This is a genomic window from Dehalococcoidia bacterium, from assembly GCA_003597995.1.
Taxonomy (GTDB): domain Bacteria; phylum Chloroflexota; class Dehalococcoidia; order Dehalococcoidales; family UBA1222; genus SURF-27.
In genome coordinates this window covers 25,871-43,655 of record QZJY01000030.1, presented here as the reverse complement: position 1 = coordinate 43,655, position 17,785 = coordinate 25,871, and the positions used below count along the sequence as shown (strand labels likewise).

The following is a 17,785-nucleotide window of genomic DNA, read 5'->3' as shown; positions in this document are numbered from 1 at the left end:
TCGCTACGCTCAGGATGAGATATTAAAAGAGATGATATTATGACTTATCGCGTGCGCAAGATGCGCTGGGAGGATGTGGAGCAGGTGCGTGGCATCGACCTCACCTGTTTTCCCACCATGCTGCCTCCCACCAATTACAAGACCGAGTTCATCAACCCCATGGCGCACTACCTGGTGGCTTATGACGATTCACAGCTCGCGGTCATGAACGACCCGGGAAACCAGAATCAGTTGGTTGTGGGGTTTATCGGGCTGTGGTATATGGCCAGCGAGATGCATGTAATCAACCTGGCGGTGCATCCGGATTACAGGCACAAAGGCATCGGCGAGATATTACTGATACATGCCATTGAGCTGTCGGTAGAGCTTAAGGCCATCCTCATCACGCTTGAGGTGCGCGTCTCCAACCTGGCAGCGCAGGAACTGTACTCCAAGTACGGCTTTTCGGAGAGGGGTGTCCGCCGCGCCTACTATCTGGACAACCGCGAGGATGCGGTCATCATGACGCTGGATGAAATGGCATCATCGTCTTATCAAGAGGTTTTTCAGAGGCTCAAAGACGAGTATGCGCGGGAGCGGGGGACGGTCGAAAAGCTCGCGGACTAAGCCTCTTCCGAGGCCAGCTTACCGCCTTCTCCCCAGTTGTGTTTTGCGTTATCCTTGAGGATGACGGTCACTTTCTCTCTGGGCGTGCCTATCTTTACGAAGGCTTCGGCGATGCCTTCGACAAGCTGTTTCTTCTGCTCGATGGTGCGTCCCTGCCACATCTCAACGGTAACGACGGGCATAGCTCCTCCTTGAAGGTGTGTAACTAGTCAGCGCCGCCCCTCATGCGGTCGCGCTGCTTTTTGAGCTCGCGCTGCCTGTCGAACTCTTCCTGGCTCATGGGTGTGCAGCTTTGAACGGCGTTATTATTCATAATGAGCAGGAAATTCTCATGGCATTTCCAGCAGCGGTAAGGTCCCTCGTATCTTGAGTCCAGCAGGGACATCATGCCGTCAATATTGCACTTGGGGCAGGTAATCTTAACCATGCTCATAGCCGGGGCGCCTCCATACTTCTTCAGTTTATCTCATGTCAAAATGATATTTGACTATGGAAAAACATAAGTTTTCAAATAGACTACTCTAGTTTGTTTTTTTTAGCAAGAGGCAGATATTGCGCGAGAAAGAGCGCACAGGGAAATGGTAACGGCTCTCAGGAGACGACTTCAGAATCTCGAAACCGGCTTGGCGCGCCAGGCGCTCAATTTCGCCATAAGAGAATAGATAATAATAGCGCTGGATAATCTCGTCTCCGATTTTGAATGGAATAAGCGCCTCTTTGGGTTTGAACCAGAAACGCGGCTGCCATTTGTTCCAGACGGTGACGAAAGCCTCGCCACCGGGATTGAGGACGCGCCTTAGTTCTACGAGTGCCTTGAGTTGTGCGGAATGTCCTTTCAGATGGTGGAGGCTCGCTACAGCAATGGCCCAGTCGAAGCAGGCGTTGGGGTAGGGAAGCTGTCTCAGGTCGGCTTGGGAGAGTTTAACCTCGAAGCCGTGTTTCTGGGCGAACTTCCTGGCCAGCTGCAGCATGCCCGCCGAATAGTCCACGCCGAAGAGCTTGAACTCGCTTTTAAAGGGCAGGAAATCCGCGCCGTGCCCGCAGCCCAGGTTTAAAAGGTCGCCTTTTCCCCAGCGCTGCGACAGCGCTTCAAGCTCAACCTTGAAAATGGTGTGATGGCGGATGTTGTACCATGCGGGCGCGATGGCGTCGAAGGCCGAGGGCGGGGATTCGGGACTATTGTTTTGATTGCTCATGACGTGTTGCTCATATGTGTAAAGGAAGCCTGCAAAAGGCGGAGGCGCTTGGCTCCTTTATTCATCATTTCAAAACAGGATGAATGAAAGACTATTCTATACCTTCAGGTTCTTTTGAATTTTGCCAGAGCCACTCATAACTATTAAACAAATTATTGAAAAGTTCCTCCGAATCTTTTTTCCTAACAACAAAGTTAGGCCTTATATCTGGGGTTTCTTTGTTAGGAATAATAATTTCAACTCTCGCCCAGGCAGTAGGTTTAGTTGGGTTGGCTATAAGTATGCTATTACATATTGAGCCATCAAACATCTTCAGTTCGACATTCTTCTTAATTTCTTTTGAATAAGTTTTCTTCAATTCTTTGATATCCGATATCATTGATGAAGCACTCTTAGTGCTTATTTTTCCCAGCATTTCGATTTGTGGACTCTTGAAGTTTGTTATTATGACCCGACCTTTGCGAATACCAGGGAAAAAATCATAGAGTTGAGCATAGCTCCCCACATGCCAAGCAACCCACAGCTCATCAACAGCGCTTAACTCATCATTCAGATTTGGTAAATCCTTCCTGCTTATATAGAATTCACTTATGGGCATATTTATGCCTTTAAGTACTCGTTGGGTAGTTTTGTTTACTAATTCGTCTGAAGCATAGTAACGAATCACAATTTCAACCATACCTGCACCGAAAAGTATTGCGCCTATTTCCAACATCCATTCAATATGGAGAAAGAGTTTAAGAGCTATTAGTAATGCGCCTACGACTGAGAAAAGAACACAAATTAGCGTGATAGGATTTTTAAAGTTCATAAAGGTTCCTTTAAACAGAGTTCCATCAATTATAATTATTCTCCGGTCTATTATTATCTTTTATGGCTGCACTTATTATATAAAGCAATTATTGTCCCTTGCAATGGCTTTTGCAACATTCTGTTAGAAGGGTAAGAGGTTTAACTAGGGAGATCAAGGTCAAATAGCCTGGACAATGTTATAATTGTTTTAGACACTCCGCAATCCTGAAAGTGTATTCGTTGAGTCCTTACATGAGAAAACTGTCGCGCACAATATCGGGCGTAACGCCGGTGGCCGTCATGACCAGACCCTCTGGCTGTCCCGGCCGCTGCGTCTATTGTCCCACCTATGGCGCCACTCCGCAGAGCTACACGCCTGAATCCCCGGCTGTCATCCGCGCCAGGGGGTGTGATTATGATGCGTTCCGCCAGGTGCAACGCCGGCTCAACGTGCTGGCCGACATGGGGCATCCTACCGACAAGGTCGAGCTTATCATTATGGGCGGCACCTTTTTAGCCATTCCCATCGAATATCAGTACCAGTTCGTCAAGGACTGCTACGACGCCATGAACGGCGTTATTTCATCCTCTCTGGTCGAGGCTCAAAAATTGAACGAGACGGCGGCACGGCACTGCGTGGGGCTGTGCGTGGAGACGCGCCCGGACGTCTGCGGCGAAGCTGAGGTGTCGCGCATGATAGAGTTCGGCACCACGCGCGTTGAGCTGGGCGTGCAGGCGCTGGACGACCGAATCTACGCCGAGGTGCAGCGCGGGCACTCTGTGGCCGATGTAGCGCGTGCCACGGCCATCCTCAAACGCAGCGGCCTTAAGGTGCACTACCACTGGATGCCTGGCCTCCCAGGTTCATCCCCTGAGCACGACCTCGAAATGTCGCGCGAGCTGTTCGACAATCCGGATTACCGCCCCGACGGCCTCAAGCTTTATCCTACGATGGTGGTAGAGGGGACAATACTCGAACAGTGGTTCAAGGAAGGCCGCTACCAGCCATATGCCAACGATGTCATGGTAAATCTCATGGCTGATATAAAGTCTATTGTTCCCGAATATGTGCGCATCTCGCGCGTGCTGCGCGACATACCGGCCCGGTACATCGTGGGAGGGCTGAAAGAATCCGTGCGTTCCACCGTCAAAGAGGTGATGGCGGCGCGGGGCGACGACTGCCGCTGCATCCGCTGCCGCGAGTACGGGCACCGCATAAAGACCGGCTGGAAAGTGGGCCAGCCGCGATTGTCCAGATTGGATTATGAAGCGGCGCATGGCCGTGAGATATTCCTCTCCTTCGAGGACGAGCACGAGACGCTCTTCGGCCTGCTGAGACTGAGGATTGAACCTGAACCTATAAAATCACTAGGAGTTAAATCTCCGTTGGCGCTCGTTCGCGAGTTGCACGTATTCGGCTCCGAGCTGGCGCTGGGTAAGCGTGAGGATAAAGCCGCACAGCATCACGGTCTGGGCAGGGCTCTGCTGGCTGAAGCCGAGCGCATAGCCGTCGAGGAGTTCGGCGCATCGCTCGTGGCGGTGCTCAGTGGGGTGGGGGCGCGGCAGTATTACGCCGAGCTGGGGTATGAATTCAATTCAGGATATATGACAAAAAACCTGTAATCCGTTTATCCTGAAATCCTTCTTAATCTCGCTTCGCTCAGGTTATCTTGCCAAGGCCGTTCTGAATCTCGGACAGGCTTTTAAACGGACCCAACTTGATGTATCTGATAATGCCTTTCCTGTCGATAAAGACCGTCATAGGAACCCCGGACACTCCATACAGCATCGAATTGCCGTAATGCGCATCGAGAAGCACCGGCACGGTATAACCGCGAGAATTCATAAAGGCCGTTGCCCCTTCGAGGGAATCCCGGATGTCGACCGTCAGAATTACAGCGCCATCGGCTTTGGCTGCTTCCTGTTTGTAAATAGACTCTATGAGAGGAAACTCCTCTACGCAGTAGGGTCAGCCGGCATACCAGAAGTTGAGGAATACCGGGCGTCCGCTCAGGTCGGATAAGGTAACCGTATTGCCCTTCAAATCAGGCATCGAGAAATCGTAAGCGCGACTACCGACGGCGTTACCGAAGTTCGCATTGCCATCCGATTTGGCGCATCCCGCTACAAGCGTCAGCATAAGAAAGACTGCCAGCGCAACAGCCATCATTTTATTTAACATAACATTTTCATCCTTACCAACTATTAAGATAAAGGAAGCTGAGCTTGCCCAGCAGTATCAGTATACCAGCAATCACCAGCAGCGCTCCACTGGCCAAATATATCCAGCGGCTGAATCGTCCGATGCGCTTGAGAAGTGGCATTAGCGTGCTGAAGAAAGCGCCTATCAATAAAAACGGCAGCCCCAGGCCAAGCGAATATACTGCAAGGAGGAATGCCCCGCGCCCCACTGTCTCCGCGTTAACTGCCAAAGTCAACACGCTGCCAAGTACCGGGCCGACACATGGAGTCCATGCCACAGTGAAGGCTGCCCCGACAAGAAAAGAACGCGCGTAGCCGCTTCTGAGACTGGCTTTTGGCGAGAGATGTTTCTCGAAATTAAGCCAGGGAATGAAGGCCGACCCTAACATGAAGAGCCCAAAAAAGATAAGCAGCCCGCCCGAAATGTTACGGGCCAACGGGGAATTGGGATTGATGTTTATGCCTGCCAGTCCTGCCAGCGCTCCGGCGAGGGTAAAAACCAGTCCCATGCCAACCACGAAACTCAAGGAGTGCAGGAACAACAGCCAACGGTGAGAATAGCCGCTTTCAAGTATCTCTGGACCAGCCAGACTGGCAAGATAGATAGGCACCATCGGCAAGACGCAGGGGGTTACAAATGAAGCGACACCAGCGCCAAAGGCGTACCAGACAGTGACGTTTTCCATGTATGGATTATTATATCAGGAAAGGCTAAAGGCTGTCTCTCGAAGCTGAAAGCCAAAAAGCTTGACACGCTTCTCCCTGTTGTAGTAGTCTAGTTCTAATTTAATAGGCAACCCCGAGGCCCGCCGCATGCGCTTCGCAAGTTGCAAGCGTGGGCGGGTAGGTCTGGAAGGCAAGTCGGTGAAATCCCGACACAGTACCGCCTGCTGTAATCCCGGTAGCGACCGGGCAAGTCAGAACGCCAGAGCCTTGGGTGTCGTCTCCGCGGGACCAGGAGGTACAGGCATGTCCACATGACGAGCAATCCCCTGCCCACGAAGCAGGGGATTTTCATTTTAAGCCGCTTGAAAAATAAGTGAGGAGAGAATATTGTGCCTAAATTCAGGCAATTACGTAATTTTTTTGGACTTGGTGTCATTTCAAAGACGTTAGGCTTGCTGCTGATTCTTGTTTTGACAGCCTCTAGCGTGCTGGGCATCGGCTGCGCCAAAACCGCAGACACCACCGGTGTTGCTCCGCTCAGCACTACCTTCCCCATGACCGTCAGCGATGACCTGGGGCGCACCATTACCATCGATAAGGCTCCGCAGCGTATCGTCTCACTGGCGCCCAGCAACACGGAAATCCTTTTCGACCTGGGTCTGGGCGACAGGGTAGTGGGTGACACCCTCTACTGCGACTATCCTGAAGCCGCCAAATCCAAACCAAAGATAGGTGGCTATTCGGATATCGACATCGAAAAAGTGGTCAGCCTGACCCCCGACCTCATCCTGGCGGAGGACATCCACAAGGCGGAGGTCATTCCAGCGCTGGAGAGACTGGGGTTCAAGGTTTATGCGCTGGTGCCGCACAACCTGACTGAGATAACGGACTCTGTTTCAACCATCGGACGGCTCACCGGCACGAGCAAAGAGGCTAAATCTATCGTAGCCGATATGCAGAAACGCATCAAGGCCATCACGGACAAGACTCTCAATCTGACGGATGCTCAGAAACCGCGCGTGCTCTACGTCCTCTGGCAGGAGCCGCTGATGTCATCAGGCACAGATACGCCCATCTATGAGATGATCACCAAGGCGGGGGGCAACAGCATCGTGCAGACCCAGACCGGCTTCCCTACCCTTTCGCTGGAGTCGGTGATCGATGCCAATCCGCAGGTGGTCATCTGCAACGTGGACTACGCCTTTCCCGGCGGCGACGCTCCGCTCGTTTTCGTACAGACCGAGCCGCGCCTGAAAACGATAGCCGCGCGGGTGTCCGGCAAGGTCTTCGGCATCAACGCCTCGCTCACCAACCGGCCTGTGCCGCGCATCATACAGGGTTTTGAGTGGATGGCGGCCATGATTCATCCGGAGCTGTTCCCGCAGTTTGTCACCAAATACATGGGAACGACCACCACATCTAAATAATCCAGAAGAGAGACCTGATTGACTCATCAACGAGTTTTGAAATCGAGGACAGGTCAGGAGCAGGTGACGGGCCCGGCTCACTGGCGCAGCCGCCTGCTCTCTCTGGCTGGACTGTTTCTCCTTCTCACTCTGGTTATAGTTCTGGCCACTTCCATCGGAAGCGTCAAAATTCCGCTGGGGGATACATGGCGCATACTCATCGACAGGCTGCCGTTTATCAGTATTACTCCTGACTGGAGCATTGGCACTCAGACCATAGTCTGGGACATCCGGCTGCCGCGCGTATTGCTGGCGGGGACCGTCGGCATGGCGCTCTCGGTGGCCGGAGCCACTTACCAGGGGTTGTTCCGTAACCCGCTGGCCGACCCTTACCTCATAGGCGTGGCGCAGGGCGCTGCGCTGGGGGCGGTCATCGGCTTTTTGCTGCCGGTGACGGGCTTGGGGGTCACCTACGGGCTGATTCCCGCCCTGGCTTTCGCCGGGGCGCTCGCTAGCGTCATGATGGTCTACAGCCTGGCGCGGGTGGGTAAAACGCTGCCCATGTCCACCCTCATACTGGCGGGCGTAGCTCTGGGGGCTTTGCTGGGGGCGGTGGTGGCCTACCTTACCATCACCAGCGGGCAGGTGATGCGCAGCATCATGTTCTGGCTGTCGGGCAGCTTCTCGCTCAGCCAGTGGTCGGAGCTGCAGTTGGTTTTGCCTATCACTCTCATCGGTTCGTGTTTCATACTGCTGTTCGGACGGCCGCTCAACATCATGCAACTGGATGAAGAGCAGGCCAAGCAACTCGGCGTCAACGTGGAACGGCTCAAACTGGTGCTGCTCATAGTTGCCACGCTCATTACGGCGGCGGCTGTTTCTTTCGTCGGCATTATCGGTTTCGTAGGCATCATCATACCGCACGCCGTGCGCCTCGTATGGGGTCCGGACTACCGCTTCCTGCTGCCGCTTGCCATGCTCTGCGGCGCCATCTTCTTAATCCTGGGAGACCTGCTGGCGCGCACCATGCTGGCGCCTTCCGAGATACCCATAGGCGTGATAACCGCACTGGCTGGGGCGCCCTTCTTTCTATATCTTCTCAGGCGCAAGGCCAGGATGCTCTTCTGAGGCCGCTATGCTGAAAATCGAAGTCAATAATCTGACACTGAGTTACGGTCACAATGTGGTGGTGCGCGACATCAGTTTCACGCTTGAACCGGGGCGTATGACCGGGCTGGTGGGGCCTAACGGCTGCGGCAAATCCACTATCGTCAAGGCTATCAGTCGCGTCATGGCTCCCGCCTCCGGCAGCGTTACCCTCAATGGGAGGGACGTGTCGCATATCCCGCACATGGAGATGGCGCGCCTGGTGGGTGTGGTGCCGCAGATACCGCTGCTGCCCAGCAATTTCACCGCCTTCGAGGTGGTGCTGATGGGGCGCAACCCGCACCTGGGTCTTTTTCAGTACGAGGGTGGGCGCGATATGGAAATCGCGCGGCAGGCCATGGAGAAGACGCGCACGCATCATCTTTCAAATCGCAGGATAGGTGAGCTTTCCGGTGGTGAGATACAGAGCGTCGTCATAGCGCGTGTGCTGGCGCAGCAGACCGAGGGCATACTGCTGGATGAGCCCACTTCCAACTTGGACATCGGGCGGCAGATAGAGGTGCTCGACCTGATGAAAGAGATGTGCCGCAAACAGGGTCTGACGGTGGGTGTGGCGCTGCACGACCTCAACCTGGCGGTGCAGTACTGCGACCGGCTTATCCTGCTGCATGACGGCGTCATCAAGGCCGAAGGGACACCGGCGCAGGTGGTCACCCAGGAGAACATCAGCGAGGTGTACGGGGCGGGGAGCGCTGTTTACAGCATCGACGGCCTGCCGGCCATCCTGCCCAGGGCTGGCGCCAGCCTGAACGCTCATTGAGAATCTGCAATCAATCTGGGGAAACTAAAACGAGGAGGAGACCGCGGTCTCCTCCTCGTTTGATATTATGAGGTATGGTTTTACTTGGCGGCCAGCAGGGCATCCACTTTGCTCTGCAAGGCGGCTTCCGGCATGGCGCCTACGGCGGTATCTATCACCTTGCCGCTCTTGATGAACAGCATATTGGGGATGGACATGACGCGGTACTGGGAGGGTGTTTTCTGGTTCTCGTCCACGTTCATGCGGCAGAACTTGACCTTGCCCTGGTACTTGTCGGAAAGCTTTTTTAGAATGGGCTCGACCATGCGGCAAGGGCCGCACCACGGCGCCCACATATCTATCAAAACAGGCAGGTTGGCCTTTAATACTTCAGCGTCGAAACTCTGGTCGGTAACGTCTATTAACACTTGTCTTCTCCTTTAATCCGTCTTTGATTCTATGGTATAGAATTGCATTTTGGGTGTCAACTTTTGTGCTTAAAATTATCACTATCAACTACGAATGTTTCCGACCAAAGCCGCAACCTCGCAAGGCTTAATGACGCGCGTCAACCCAATCTGACCAGCTTCCAGGCCAGTATTTCGCACAGGACGGTGATGTCTTCGGTAGGCAGGTAGCCCGTGATGGAGCTGTCGAAAAGGATATTCCCTTCGGGAGGCAGTTCCTCGTCGCCCAGCCACAAGGTGAAGGTAAGCGGCACGCGGGGCAGGGGATTCAGGCGGAAAGAGAAATCGCCCGTTTCGGCCTTAATCCCGCCAATATCCCCGGCGGCGACCATCAGAGCTTCCGGCCTGTCGGCGAATTTATCCAGCAGCGGCTTGATGGTGCGCTTGACATAAGTCGGGTAATAAACAGCGCCCTCCGGCAATTCCTTGAAGGTGATAAGCCTGTCCGTAAGGGGGCTGCCGTCAGCCGTGTTGAGGTAATGCAGGATTATGAGCTTGTCGCGGGGAGAGAGCGGCTCTCCGTTCGTAACGGAGGCCTCTACATCCGGCAGAATGACACGGCAGGACCGGCCAAGGTAATCCAACGAGATAATCTTTTCTCCCGCTTCTTCTGCCAGCGTGGCGTCGCTCCGGCGGCACAGGGCATGGAGGTCGGCGGTGTCCTTCAGCCTTCGGCTTGCCAGTTGGTAGGCTTGCTGGTAAGCCTCATCGAAACCGCGCCTGGCTGGTTGGGGAGATTCTTGTCTATCCATACGATATAAACTCGAAATTCGAATATCGAAAAACGAAACAAATTCAAAATTCTAATATCTAAATCCTAAATAATTCCAAATTTAAAAATACAAAAATTTGGCGATGGCTCATTTTGGGTACACCGTAATTGTGACGCTCGTGAATCTCCACCCATTCTCCGAATTAGATATTCCCAATGTGTATTGTCCATCGCTTGTAGCAAAAAAGGAATAAGTCCAAGGGTATTGCTGAGTACTGGTGGTCATCATGTCATTAGAATAATAATATTTGACTGTTTTCCTAGCAGATTCAACCACTGTATTCCCGTACGGGTCTTTTATGAAAAATAAGGCTGTTTTATTGATTTGACTATCCTGTATCTCGCAAACCACTCTATCGCCCGAAGCCGCCGTGAATGTTAAACTGCTTTCAAGCAGGAAGCTACTATAAGTTTTTGGTGGCTTGGCGGTATTTACAGCCGTAGTCGTCATAACCTTGGATATGGTGACAGTCTGTGGAACCGAACAAGAGAATAAAAATACCGCACAGAGGGCTAAAAGAAAAGTTATCCCTTTCATTTGAGCCTCCTTACAAAAAATTTAGAACTTTTGATATTGTTTAATATTTTGTGCTTTACGCTTCAAGCCATGCGTTGGAATACAGCGCCTCTCCCGTGAGCACGCGCACAGTCTTGACGTATTTGGCTTCCTCCGCGCCGAGGGCAGCCATGTCTATCGGCTCTCCGTCCATGGCCTTGTAGATTAGAGAGACTATTTCCGGCTTCCGACCGCGCGCCATCTGAATCAGTTCGGCATCCAGGGCATCGACTATGGCTGAATACAGGCCGTAGCGCGCCAGCATCGTCAGGTAGGTGCGGTTGAGGTATGGCCTGAGGTGGGACGGCGTCCCGTTAGAGACATTGGACAGGCCGACGATTGACTTGCAGCCCGGGGCAATCTCCGGCAGCATCTGCAAAAACTCCAGACAGGCCTTTACCTGGCTGATTTCGCCGCTTACAGGAGTGGCGATGGGGTCGATCCAGATGTCCTCGTTGGGGATGCCGCACTCGCTGGCTTTGTACACCAGGTCTACGGTGTGCATGCAGCGTTCGTTGACGTCGCGCGGCATGCCCTCCACGCCCCACAGCAGGCCTATCATCTCGGCGTGATATCTGGTTACCAGCGGCAGGGTTTTCTCCAGCCGTTCCGGCTGTAACGATATGGAATTGATAAGAGCGCGTTTTTTGCACAATTTAAGCCCGGCTTCGATAGCCTCGGGATTGGTGGTATCCAGCGACAGGGGTTTGTCCGTAACCGCCTGTACTGTCTGGACCAGCCAGGGCATAAGTTCAGCCCCCGTCTTTTTAGCCGGGCCTATGTTGAGCTCCAGATAGTCTATGTCGGCCTTATTTTCTTCGGCGGCCATCTTGAGGATAGGCTCTCCCTGGCGCTCCTTCATGGCCGGGCCGATAGTCTGGGACATAATATTAATGTTTTCGCCAAGCAGTATCATCATCTTCTCCTGGAACAAGATTCAAAATTCGACTATTTAAACTCTAAGCAAATCCTAAATTCTAATATCTAAATCCTAAAAAATACCAAAATCCAAATGTCAATGAACCAAATGTTTTGAGCATTAGTGCTTTGAAATTCGTGCTTGTTTAGTATTTAGCATTTAGTGCTTAGGATTTTGTATCCTCCTATACTTTCCAATTCTTTAGATATGGAGGTATGTGCGCCCCCTCGCGTGGACCTACCAGCACCTGCCAACCGGGCAATTCTTCTTCCAGGCCGCCGCTCTCGGAAGCGATGTAGCCGGGGATTACTATCTTGCGGTGCTTGACCTTGTCGGCGATGCCGCTCTTTTTCACCAGCGCCGCGATGTTGTCGGCGGCGAACTTGCCGGCGGCCCAGGCGGTCATGACTGAAAGGCCTTCGGTATCTTTGACTATAAGGTATGTGGGCACGCGCGAGTTTTCAATCTCGCCGGAAACGATGAAATAGGTCAGCGAAAAGTTGGAGGTGACCAGCACCGGTGAATTTTCGCCGGGCCCGCCGATGTCGTATATGCCCTCGGTGGTGGCCAGCGGGCGCTGCGGGTCGGAATACAGGTTCATGCGCAGCACGAGCAGCGGGAAAAGAGTCTCGCCCTGGAAATCCGACAGCACGATGATGCCGCCGTACTTGGCGATGAAGGTGGCGGCCACCAGCGCCTCCTGCATGGGGTCGTTCGTCATCTCGTTTGCCAGTATGATGGTGGGGAAGCCCAGCGGGCGGAATTTTTTATTGAGCGCCAGACGGCGTATCATCACCTGGTCCTGCAAGGCCTGTTTGATCTTGCGCGCGCCGGAGTCGATAACGATGTCCTTTACTCCGAGTTGTGTCAGCTTTTCAGTGAGGGCAGCCAGTTCATCCAGTCCGGACGACTTGGCTACAAGGGGGCAACCGGCTTCTTTCGCCAGGTTGGCCATCTTATCCGCATTGTCCATGTTGGCCGCATAGAGTAGCGGCTTTCGTTCTGCGCAAACCTTCAGCGCCGATGCCATAACATCAGGGTTTAATGTCATGAGGATAATGCCGCCGTCGCTCCCCGCTTTGACTCTCGATACCAGGGCGGTGAACTTCGCGGCGTCGTTTGAATCGCACCTTAGCGCTATCAGCTCCGGTCTCAGCTTGAGGCCGACCCTGACGTACGAAAGCTCTTTGAAGCGCTTCAGCCTTGCCCCGACCTCGGCATCTTCCATATTGTCGCTGATGAGGATGGCCAAACCGGGCGGATTCTCGAAGCGCTTCTCGTGGCGGAAGAGCACTGTTTCGCCGCCGACCTTGAGCATGCGCTCGCCGCTGCCAATAACGATGGGGCGGATGGGAGGAGCCGAGGCTTCCTCCAGTTTTGTCTTGGCTTCGGCGGTCACGAACGGGCAGGCAGCCAGCTCAGCCTTGCCGGCAGCCAGGCTCATGGCGAAAGCCAGGCAGGTGGGCACGCCGCACTTGCCGCAGTTGGTCTTGGGCAGCAGCTTGAATATCTCTATCCCGGATAATGGCATGGTATATCTCCCTTAATGATAAATCCTGAGCACCAAATACTAAGCACTAAGTACTAAATCCTAAATAATACCAAAAATACAAATCCAAAATCCGTTTAGTATTTAGATATTAGAATTTAGGATTTTATCTCCTTCTACATTATTGGTTCCATAGTCAGCGCGGGATGGCCTTTTTCCGTGAGGAATGTCAGGATAGCCTCTTCGGTGTCGCCTACCGATTCGTCGGCTATCATGTCCAGCAGGTTGGGTATGCCTATCTCCTGAGCCCGGGCGTTAAATCTGTCCCTTAATTCCTCCTTGAGCATCTTCGGCATCCACACCAGGCGCTTGATACCGCCTTCGGCAGCCAGGAACTTGCGCTGGGCGATATTGTATTTGCTGTGGCCCACGAAGCCCGGCGTACTGATGCCCCCGCCTACCGTACCTGCCAGGGTGGTGAATTTCATGCCCGATGGGGTCATGCCGGCGAACTCGCGGTTGACCGTCATGACGCCGTTGCACATGGGCAGTATGGCGGCGATGCACTCCATGCAGCCGCAGGCGGTGGCCGGGTCGACGATGATGCTGTAGAAGTTATATGAGGGCATCTTGCCGCGCGAGGCTTTGAAGATAAACTCGTTGACCCCCTTCCACTGCCCCAGGCGGGCATCGATAGGCTCGCCCTTGGGAACGGGCTGGTTGGGGCCGGTGGGATTGATTTCGAAAGAGGCCTTGCAGTCCATCCAGTTGTAGGAGCCGCACAAGCCGGTGCGCTCCGGCGAGACCACGCACACGTGGCTGGGGGCGAAGGACTGGCACAGCAGGCAAGAATAATAAGTATCGGTGGTCTCGTCTGTCATGCCCTCGATGCGGGCGTCGCGCACTGCATAAATGGCCTTGGCCGTGGCCGCGACCTCTTTGACTTTGTCATCGGTGGTGTAGATTTTTACCTGAAGCTTGTCGAAGATGCGCCCGAAATCCTGGTGCAGCTTGGAGTGCAGTATGACCCCGATGTCACGCAGGCGGAAGCCCTTTTCTACGGCGGACTTGCTTATCCTGATCCAGGCGATGTCGCGTTGGCCGATGTGCATCACGCCCTGGGCGTAATTGATCAGGTGATGCACCTGACGCTCCAGTATGGGTTCGTAGTCCTCCTGCATCTGTCGTCCGGCCACCTCCACTGCGATAGCCATCGGCAGCTTGGAGCCTGCCGGCACGTCGGTGATTTCCGGGCCTATGACCTCAATCCGGCCGTCTTCCACCTCGTCCATGCGCCTGGAGGTGATCCATTCAACCATCTGGGTGCGGCCTCCGCCGCATTCCAGGTAAATGTCGTCTCCCCTGACGCGCTCTCCTTCATAAGCCGGGCCGTAAGCCACCGGGACGGGCACCTCGGCCACGTTAACCTTGAGGCCGCGTACTTCCAGCGCCCGCGTCACTATTTTGTCATGCGGAACATTGGATACCACATGCTCGTAGCTGCAGATACCGCTGGGAAGCACCTCGGGAATAGGAGTGTCGGCGATAGTGGGGAAGCCGAAATTAATAGCCCCGGCGGCATTGGCGTACCACTCGTCGCTGACATAGCCCAGGGGCATGGCGAAGGCGAAGGTGCGGTCCTTGTTGTATATCAGGTTGGCCCTGTAATCGCCGGGCTTGACACTACCGAAAGACATGGCCACGCGGGCGGCGAAACCAATGGCGAAAACGGTGGCCGACACATCCGGCCCGAACGGAACGAGCCGCGTCGGCCATCCTATCTGCACGCCTGCGCTTACCAGTTGCTCGGAGAAACGCTGGCCGCAGTTTTCGGCGCACATAAAGACGTAGAGGTTTTTTTGCTGAAGTTCGCCGGCGATTTTGGCGGCGATTTCTTTGGTGGGCGCTGCTCCCAGTATGGCGGCGAATCCTGGCGCGGTTCCGTCCACAAACTCCACGCCGCGTTTGCGCAGGATGACATCATCAGCGGCGCCCAGCCAGAGGTTGTCGTCCGAGGGGTCCTCCATTTTGGTATAAAAGTCAGGCGTCTCAAGATAACGGATGGCCTCGATAATCTCCTCGGCGAACAGGGTCGCCATGCCGGCATCCAGCGCCGGGGCCAGGTAGGGCAGCGGATGAATCTCGCGCACCAGTGGAGGCAGCAAGCGGCGACAGCGCTCGAGAACGGCTTTCATGTCCCCCAGTTTCTCCACCTTTAGACCGAGAATGGCGTAAATGATAGGGAGATAGTAGGCCGTGTTGGGGAAACCCACCCCCTGGTCCGGCCCCCATTTTTTTAGAGCTTCCTGATATTTGCCCTCGGCGCGCTCGATGATTTTATAGGCCCCCCGGATGGCGGCGGAAGCGATGATTTTAGACATCTAGACTGCCTCCATAGAGCGGCGCATATCCATGTCGAAGAGGACGCGCTCGCGGGCCTTGTCGATACCCAGGGCTTTGCGTTTTTTATCGATGTGGTCGATCATCAGCTTCGCCATCTGAATGGGGTCGGCCTCAAAGGCCCACATACCGCCGTACAAATTTTCATAGTCTTTGAAGAGGAAATCGGTCACCTCTTTGCTGCCGATAGTGGGCCAGTTGACGCCGAAGACGGTGAAGATGCCGGAACCCACGAAGTACTGCCCGATGGAGAGTGCCTTCTCGCTCATCCACTCGGGGGCGGCGCCGGCCACCGGCAGGTCGGAGAGGTCGTCGCCCAGGCCGCCGTCCTTGACCATGGCGGTGGCGGCGATGAGGATACGCGCGTTGTCCACGCAGGAGCCCAGGTGCAGCACCGGTGGGATGCCCAGCGCCTCACATACCGAACGTAACCCCGGTCCGGCTTCGGCGGCGGCTTCGGGCAGCATCAGCCCGACCTTGGCGCAGGCCATGGCGGCGCAGCCCGTCTGCAGCACCAGCACATCGTTCTTGATAAGTTCTTTAACCAGCCGCACGTGCATGTCGTCGTGGGTGACACGGGCGTTGTTGCAGCCTACCACCCCGGCAACGCCGCGTATACGCCCGTTGATGATATTCTCATTTAGCGGGCGGTAAGAAGCGCGGAACAAGCCTCCCTGCAGGTAGTTGATGGTCTCGTGGCTGAAACCGGCGATGAGGTCGGTCTTCTCCTGTGGGATATGTATATTCTTTCCTCTATTGGGGAAGTTGTCGATGGCTGTGCGCAAGATGTTCTTAGCCGTCTCGATGGCATTATGCTCGTCGAACTCGATGTGCATGGCCTCCGCGATGTGGGCGCGCGGGTCAGTGGTGATAATCTTGGTGTGGTAGCACTGGGCCACGCCCTGGATGCCCTGCATGATGCACTGCACATCAACAACCAGGGCTTCCAGCGCTCCAGTCACGATAGCCAGCTCCTGCTGCAGGAAGTTGCCCGCTATTGGCATTCCGTGGCGCATCAGTATCTCGTTGGCGGTGCAGCACATGCCCGCCAGGTTGATGCCGTTAGCACCCTTGCTTCTGGCGTAAGCAATCAGCTCGGGGTCCTGGGCCATCACCGCCAGTATTTCGGCCAGCTGCGGCTCGTGGCCGTGGATGATGATATTGACCTCATCCGCTTTTAGTACGCCCAGGTTAATCTGGCTGAACACGGGCGCGGGCGTGCCGAACATGACGTCCTGCAGCTCGGTGGCTATCATGCTGCCGCCCCAGCCGTCGGCCAGAGCCGTCCGCATGCTCTGGGCCAGCAGGCTGTGATAGTCCTGGTCCACGCCCATGTGGGTGCGGTGCATGCTCTCCACCACTTCGCGGTCTATGCCGCGCGGAGCTACTTCCTGCTTGCGCCACAACTCCTGGCGCTTGAGCGGCGCTCTGCGCATCAGCCGCAGTTCTCCGTTTTGCTGCCCGAATTCCTGCAAAGCCAGCTTCCCGATGTCAGCGGCGATGGCCTCATTGGTGCGCTCGCCTATCTCAACACCGAAATCGAGGGCCAGCGCCAGCAACTTCTGCTCGTCTTTAATACTGAAACCGGGGGCTTTGCCTTCAGCTGTCAGCAGAAACGCCTCGACCGACTTGCGGGCATGGTCGCTATGGGCGGCGGAACCGGCGGCTACCATACGCGCGAAATGGCGCGCGGCGATGGTCTCGGCGGTGGCACCGCAAACACCCTTGCGTTTGGCTTTTTCCTCCGCTGTTTCCTCTTTATTTTTACCCATGGGCACGCGGCAAGGCCCCATGCTGCACTGGCGGCAGCAACTGCCTTCCTGTCCGATGGGGCAGGGTTTCATCTTGTCGGCGCGCTCGAAGACGATAGACGCGCCATCGGCTTTGGCTTTGGCTATCATCTCGACAGTCGCAGGGTCAATGCTATGCTGGCGTTCTTCTTCAGCCATGTTGTACTCCACTCTTTTTATTCACGGGGGGTGTGGAAGCCCGCTGGCAGGCGGGGCATAAACCGAAAAAATCCAGCCGGTGGAATGCCACCGACAGGCGGTGTTTATCCGAGACATTTTTATCCATGGATGCGTCTGAAGTCTCCTCCAGGTTGATAATCGCGCCGCATTTCTGGCAGTGAAAGTGGGCATGATTGCCCGGTTTGCCGTCGAAACGGCTGCCGCTGCCCATGTCAAGGGCGGATATGTGTCCTTCCTCCGTCAGTGCCTTGAGATTACGATAAACCGTTCCCAGACTGATGTGAGGCAGCGAGCGGCGCACCTGCAGGTGTATCCAGCGCGCGTCTGCGTGGTCCGGCGTTTTCCTCAGTACTCTGAGGATGGCCTCTTTCTGTTTGGTGTTGCGGCTGCTCATAGCTTTTCTTTAATGATAATAGTTACTGATTATATTATAAATAT

Annotated in this window: 20 protein-coding genes; 5 read left to right on the top strand and 15 right to left on the bottom strand. The window is 54.7% G+C overall.

The features are described from left to right. Window positions 1-39 precede the first annotated feature (39 nt). Window positions 40-606 (top strand): ribosomal-protein-alanine N-acetyltransferase, encoded by a 567-nt coding sequence (gene rimI, locus C4542_04660; protein ID RJO62213.1) that lies wholly within the window; start codon window positions 40-42, stop codon window positions 604-606. Here rimI and C4542_04655 read toward each other — a convergent pair. The 4 genes from C4542_04655 to C4542_04640 form a co-directional block, all read right to left on the bottom strand. Further along, window positions 603-788, bottom strand: a complete 186-nt coding sequence (locus C4542_04655; protein RJO62212.1) for a 4-oxalocrotonate tautomerase — start codon at window positions 786-788, stop codon at window positions 603-605. The genes rimI and C4542_04655 overlap by 4 nt on opposite strands. 23 nt (window positions 789-811) lie before the next feature. Then, window positions 812-1,039, bottom strand: coding sequence for a hypothetical protein (locus C4542_04650; protein ID RJO62211.1), 228 nt, complete (start codon window positions 1,037-1,039; stop codon window positions 812-814). Between the two features lie 88 nt (window positions 1,040-1,127). Beyond that, window positions 1,128-1,802: a class I SAM-dependent methyltransferase gene (locus tag C4542_04645; GenBank protein RJO62210.1), complete on the bottom strand. Its 675-nt coding sequence runs from the start codon at window positions 1,800-1,802 to the stop codon at window positions 1,128-1,130. 91 nt (window positions 1,803-1,893) lie between these two features. After that, on the bottom strand, window positions 1,894-2,613 hold the full coding sequence (locus C4542_04640) for a hypothetical protein (protein ID RJO62209.1): 720 nt from the start codon (window positions 2,611-2,613) through the stop codon (window positions 1,894-1,896). Window positions 2,614-2,846: 233 nt separating this feature from the next. Here C4542_04640 and C4542_04635 point away from each other — a divergent pair, with 233 nt between their 5' ends. Beyond that, window positions 2,847-4,217, top strand: coding sequence for a tRNA uridine(34) 5-carboxymethylaminomethyl modification radical SAM/GNAT enzyme Elp3 (locus C4542_04635; GenBank protein RJO62208.1), 1,371 nt, complete (start codon window positions 2,847-2,849; stop codon window positions 4,215-4,217). A 37-nt stretch (window positions 4,218-4,254) separates the two neighbouring features. Here C4542_04635 and C4542_04630 read toward each other — a convergent pair whose 3' ends face one another. The 3 genes from C4542_04630 to C4542_04620 are packed head-to-tail and all read right to left on the bottom strand — an operon-like array spanning window position 4,255 to window position 5,482. Further along, window positions 4,255-4,536 carry a TlpA family protein disulfide reductase gene (locus C4542_04630; protein ID RJO62207.1) on the bottom strand — a complete coding sequence of 94 codons (282 nt, stop codon included), beginning with the start codon at window positions 4,534-4,536 and terminating at the stop codon, window positions 4,255-4,257. Between the two features lie 27 nt (window positions 4,537-4,563). Further along, window positions 4,564-4,776, bottom strand: a complete 213-nt coding sequence (locus C4542_04625) for a hypothetical protein (GenBank protein RJO62206.1) — start codon at window positions 4,774-4,776, stop codon at window positions 4,564-4,566. A gap of 13 nt (window positions 4,777-4,789) precedes the next feature. Then, a complete protein-coding gene (locus C4542_04620; GenBank protein ID RJO62205.1) occupies window positions 4,790-5,482 on the bottom strand; it encodes a cytochrome c biogenesis protein CcdA in 693 nt (230 codons plus the stop codon). 369 nt (window positions 5,483-5,851) lie between these two features. Between C4542_04620 and C4542_04615 the strand changes: the two genes are divergently transcribed. From C4542_04615 to C4542_04605, 3 genes are all read left to right on the top strand, one after another. Beyond that, window positions 5,852-6,889 (top strand): cobalamin-binding protein, encoded by a 1,038-nt coding sequence (locus C4542_04615; GenBank protein ID RJO62204.1) that lies wholly within the window; start codon window positions 5,852-5,854, stop codon window positions 6,887-6,889. A gap of 102 nt (window positions 6,890-6,991) precedes the next feature. Further along, window positions 6,992-7,996, top strand: a complete 1,005-nt coding sequence (locus tag C4542_04610) for an iron ABC transporter permease (GenBank protein ID RJO62231.1) — start codon at window positions 6,992-6,994, stop codon at window positions 7,994-7,996. 7 nt (window positions 7,997-8,003) lie between these two features. Then, entirely contained in the window at window positions 8,004-8,795 is a 792-nt protein-coding gene (locus C4542_04605) for an ABC transporter ATP-binding protein (protein ID RJO62203.1), read from the top strand. Between the two features lie 80 nt (window positions 8,796-8,875). Here the strand turns inward: C4542_04605 and trxA are convergent, their stop codons facing one another. The 8 genes from trxA to C4542_04565 form a co-directional block, all read right to left on the bottom strand. Continuing rightward, entirely contained in the window at window positions 8,876-9,202 is a 327-nt protein-coding gene (trxA, locus tag C4542_04600) for a thioredoxin (protein ID RJO62202.1), read from the bottom strand. 140 nt (window positions 9,203-9,342) lie between these two features. Further along, window positions 9,343-9,993 (bottom strand): DUF3786 domain-containing protein, encoded by a 651-nt coding sequence (locus C4542_04595; protein RJO62201.1) that lies wholly within the window; start codon window positions 9,991-9,993, stop codon window positions 9,343-9,345. 108 nt (window positions 9,994-10,101) lie between these two features. Next, the gene (locus C4542_04590) at window positions 10,102-10,551 is read right to left on the bottom strand and encodes a hypothetical protein (protein RJO62200.1); all 450 of its coding nucleotides are present in this window, start codon (window positions 10,549-10,551) and stop codon (window positions 10,102-10,104) included. 55 nt (window positions 10,552-10,606) lie between these two features. Further along, window positions 10,607-11,488, bottom strand: a complete 882-nt coding sequence (locus C4542_04585) for a dihydropteroate synthase (protein ID RJO62199.1) — start codon at window positions 11,486-11,488, stop codon at window positions 10,607-10,609. A gap of 184 nt (window positions 11,489-11,672) precedes the next feature. Continuing rightward, window positions 11,673-13,019: an acetyl-CoA decarbonylase/synthase complex subunit gamma gene (locus tag C4542_04580; GenBank protein ID RJO62198.1), complete on the bottom strand. Its 1,347-nt coding sequence runs from the start codon at window positions 13,017-13,019 to the stop codon at window positions 11,673-11,675. A gap of 134 nt (window positions 13,020-13,153) precedes the next feature. Beyond that, window positions 13,154-15,358, bottom strand: coding sequence for a CO dehydrogenase/CO-methylating acetyl-CoA synthase complex subunit beta (gene cdhC, locus C4542_04575; protein RJO62197.1), 2,205 nt, complete (start codon window positions 15,356-15,358; stop codon window positions 13,154-13,156). Continuing rightward, the gene (gene cooS / locus C4542_04570) at window positions 15,359-17,326 is read right to left on the bottom strand and encodes an anaerobic carbon-monoxide dehydrogenase catalytic subunit (protein ID RJO62196.1); all 1,968 of its coding nucleotides are present in this window, start codon (window positions 17,324-17,326) and stop codon (window positions 15,359-15,361) included. Next, entirely contained in the window at window positions 17,319-17,741 is a 423-nt protein-coding gene (locus C4542_04565; protein RJO62195.1) for a transcriptional repressor, read from the bottom strand. Before C4542_04565 ends, cooS begins: the two co-directional genes overlap by 8 nt. Window positions 17,742-17,785 lie beyond the last annotated feature (44 nt).

Excerpts from the sequence above, each read along its gene's own strand:
- cdhC (RJO62197.1), bottom strand. The coding sequence starts at position 15,358 with ATGTCTAAAATCATCGCTTCCGCCGCCATCCGGGGGGCCTATAAAATC.
- C4542_04650 (RJO62211.1), bottom strand. The coding sequence starts at position 1,039 with ATGAGCATGGTTAAGATTACCTGCCCCAAGTGCAATATTGACGGCATG.
- C4542_04640 (RJO62209.1), bottom strand. The coding sequence starts at position 2,613 with ATGAACTTTAAAAATCCTATCACGCTAATTTGTGTTCTTTTCTCAGTC.
- rimI (RJO62213.1), top strand. The coding sequence starts at position 40 with ATGACTTATCGCGTGCGCAAGATGCGCTGGGAGGATGTGGAGCAGGTG.
- C4542_04585 (RJO62199.1), bottom strand. The coding sequence starts at position 11,488 with ATGATGATACTGCTTGGCGAAAACATTAATATTATGTCCCAGACTATC.
- C4542_04590 (RJO62200.1), bottom strand. The coding sequence starts at position 10,551 with ATGAAAGGGATAACTTTTCTTTTAGCCCTCTGTGCGGTATTTTTATTC.
- C4542_04620 (RJO62205.1), bottom strand. The coding sequence starts at position 5,482 with ATGGAAAACGTCACTGTCTGGTACGCCTTTGGCGCTGGTGTCGCTTCA.
- C4542_04565 (RJO62195.1), bottom strand. The coding sequence starts at position 17,741 with ATGAGCAGCCGCAACACCAAACAGAAAGAGGCCATCCTCAGAGTACTG.
- C4542_04645 (RJO62210.1), bottom strand. The coding sequence starts at position 1,802 with ATGAGCAATCAAAACAATAGTCCCGAATCCCCGCCCTCGGCCTTCGAC.
- C4542_04605 (RJO62203.1), top strand. The coding sequence starts at position 8,004 with ATGCTGAAAATCGAAGTCAATAATCTGACACTGAGTTACGGTCACAAT.
- C4542_04635 (RJO62208.1), top strand. The coding sequence starts at position 2,847 with ATGAGAAAACTGTCGCGCACAATATCGGGCGTAACGCCGGTGGCCGTC.
- C4542_04595 (RJO62201.1), bottom strand. The coding sequence starts at position 9,993 with ATGGATAGACAAGAATCTCCCCAACCAGCCAGGCGCGGTTTCGATGAG.
- C4542_04625 (RJO62206.1), bottom strand. The coding sequence starts at position 4,776 with ATGTTAAATAAAATGATGGCTGTTGCGCTGGCAGTCTTTCTTATGCTG.
- C4542_04580 (RJO62198.1), bottom strand. The coding sequence starts at position 13,019 with ATGCCATTATCCGGGATAGAGATATTCAAGCTGCTGCCCAAGACCAAC.
- cooS (RJO62196.1), bottom strand. The coding sequence starts at position 17,326 with ATGGCTGAAGAAGAACGCCAGCATAGCATTGACCCTGCGACTGTCGAG.
- C4542_04655 (RJO62212.1), bottom strand. The coding sequence starts at position 788 with ATGCCCGTCGTTACCGTTGAGATGTGGCAGGGACGCACCATCGAGCAG.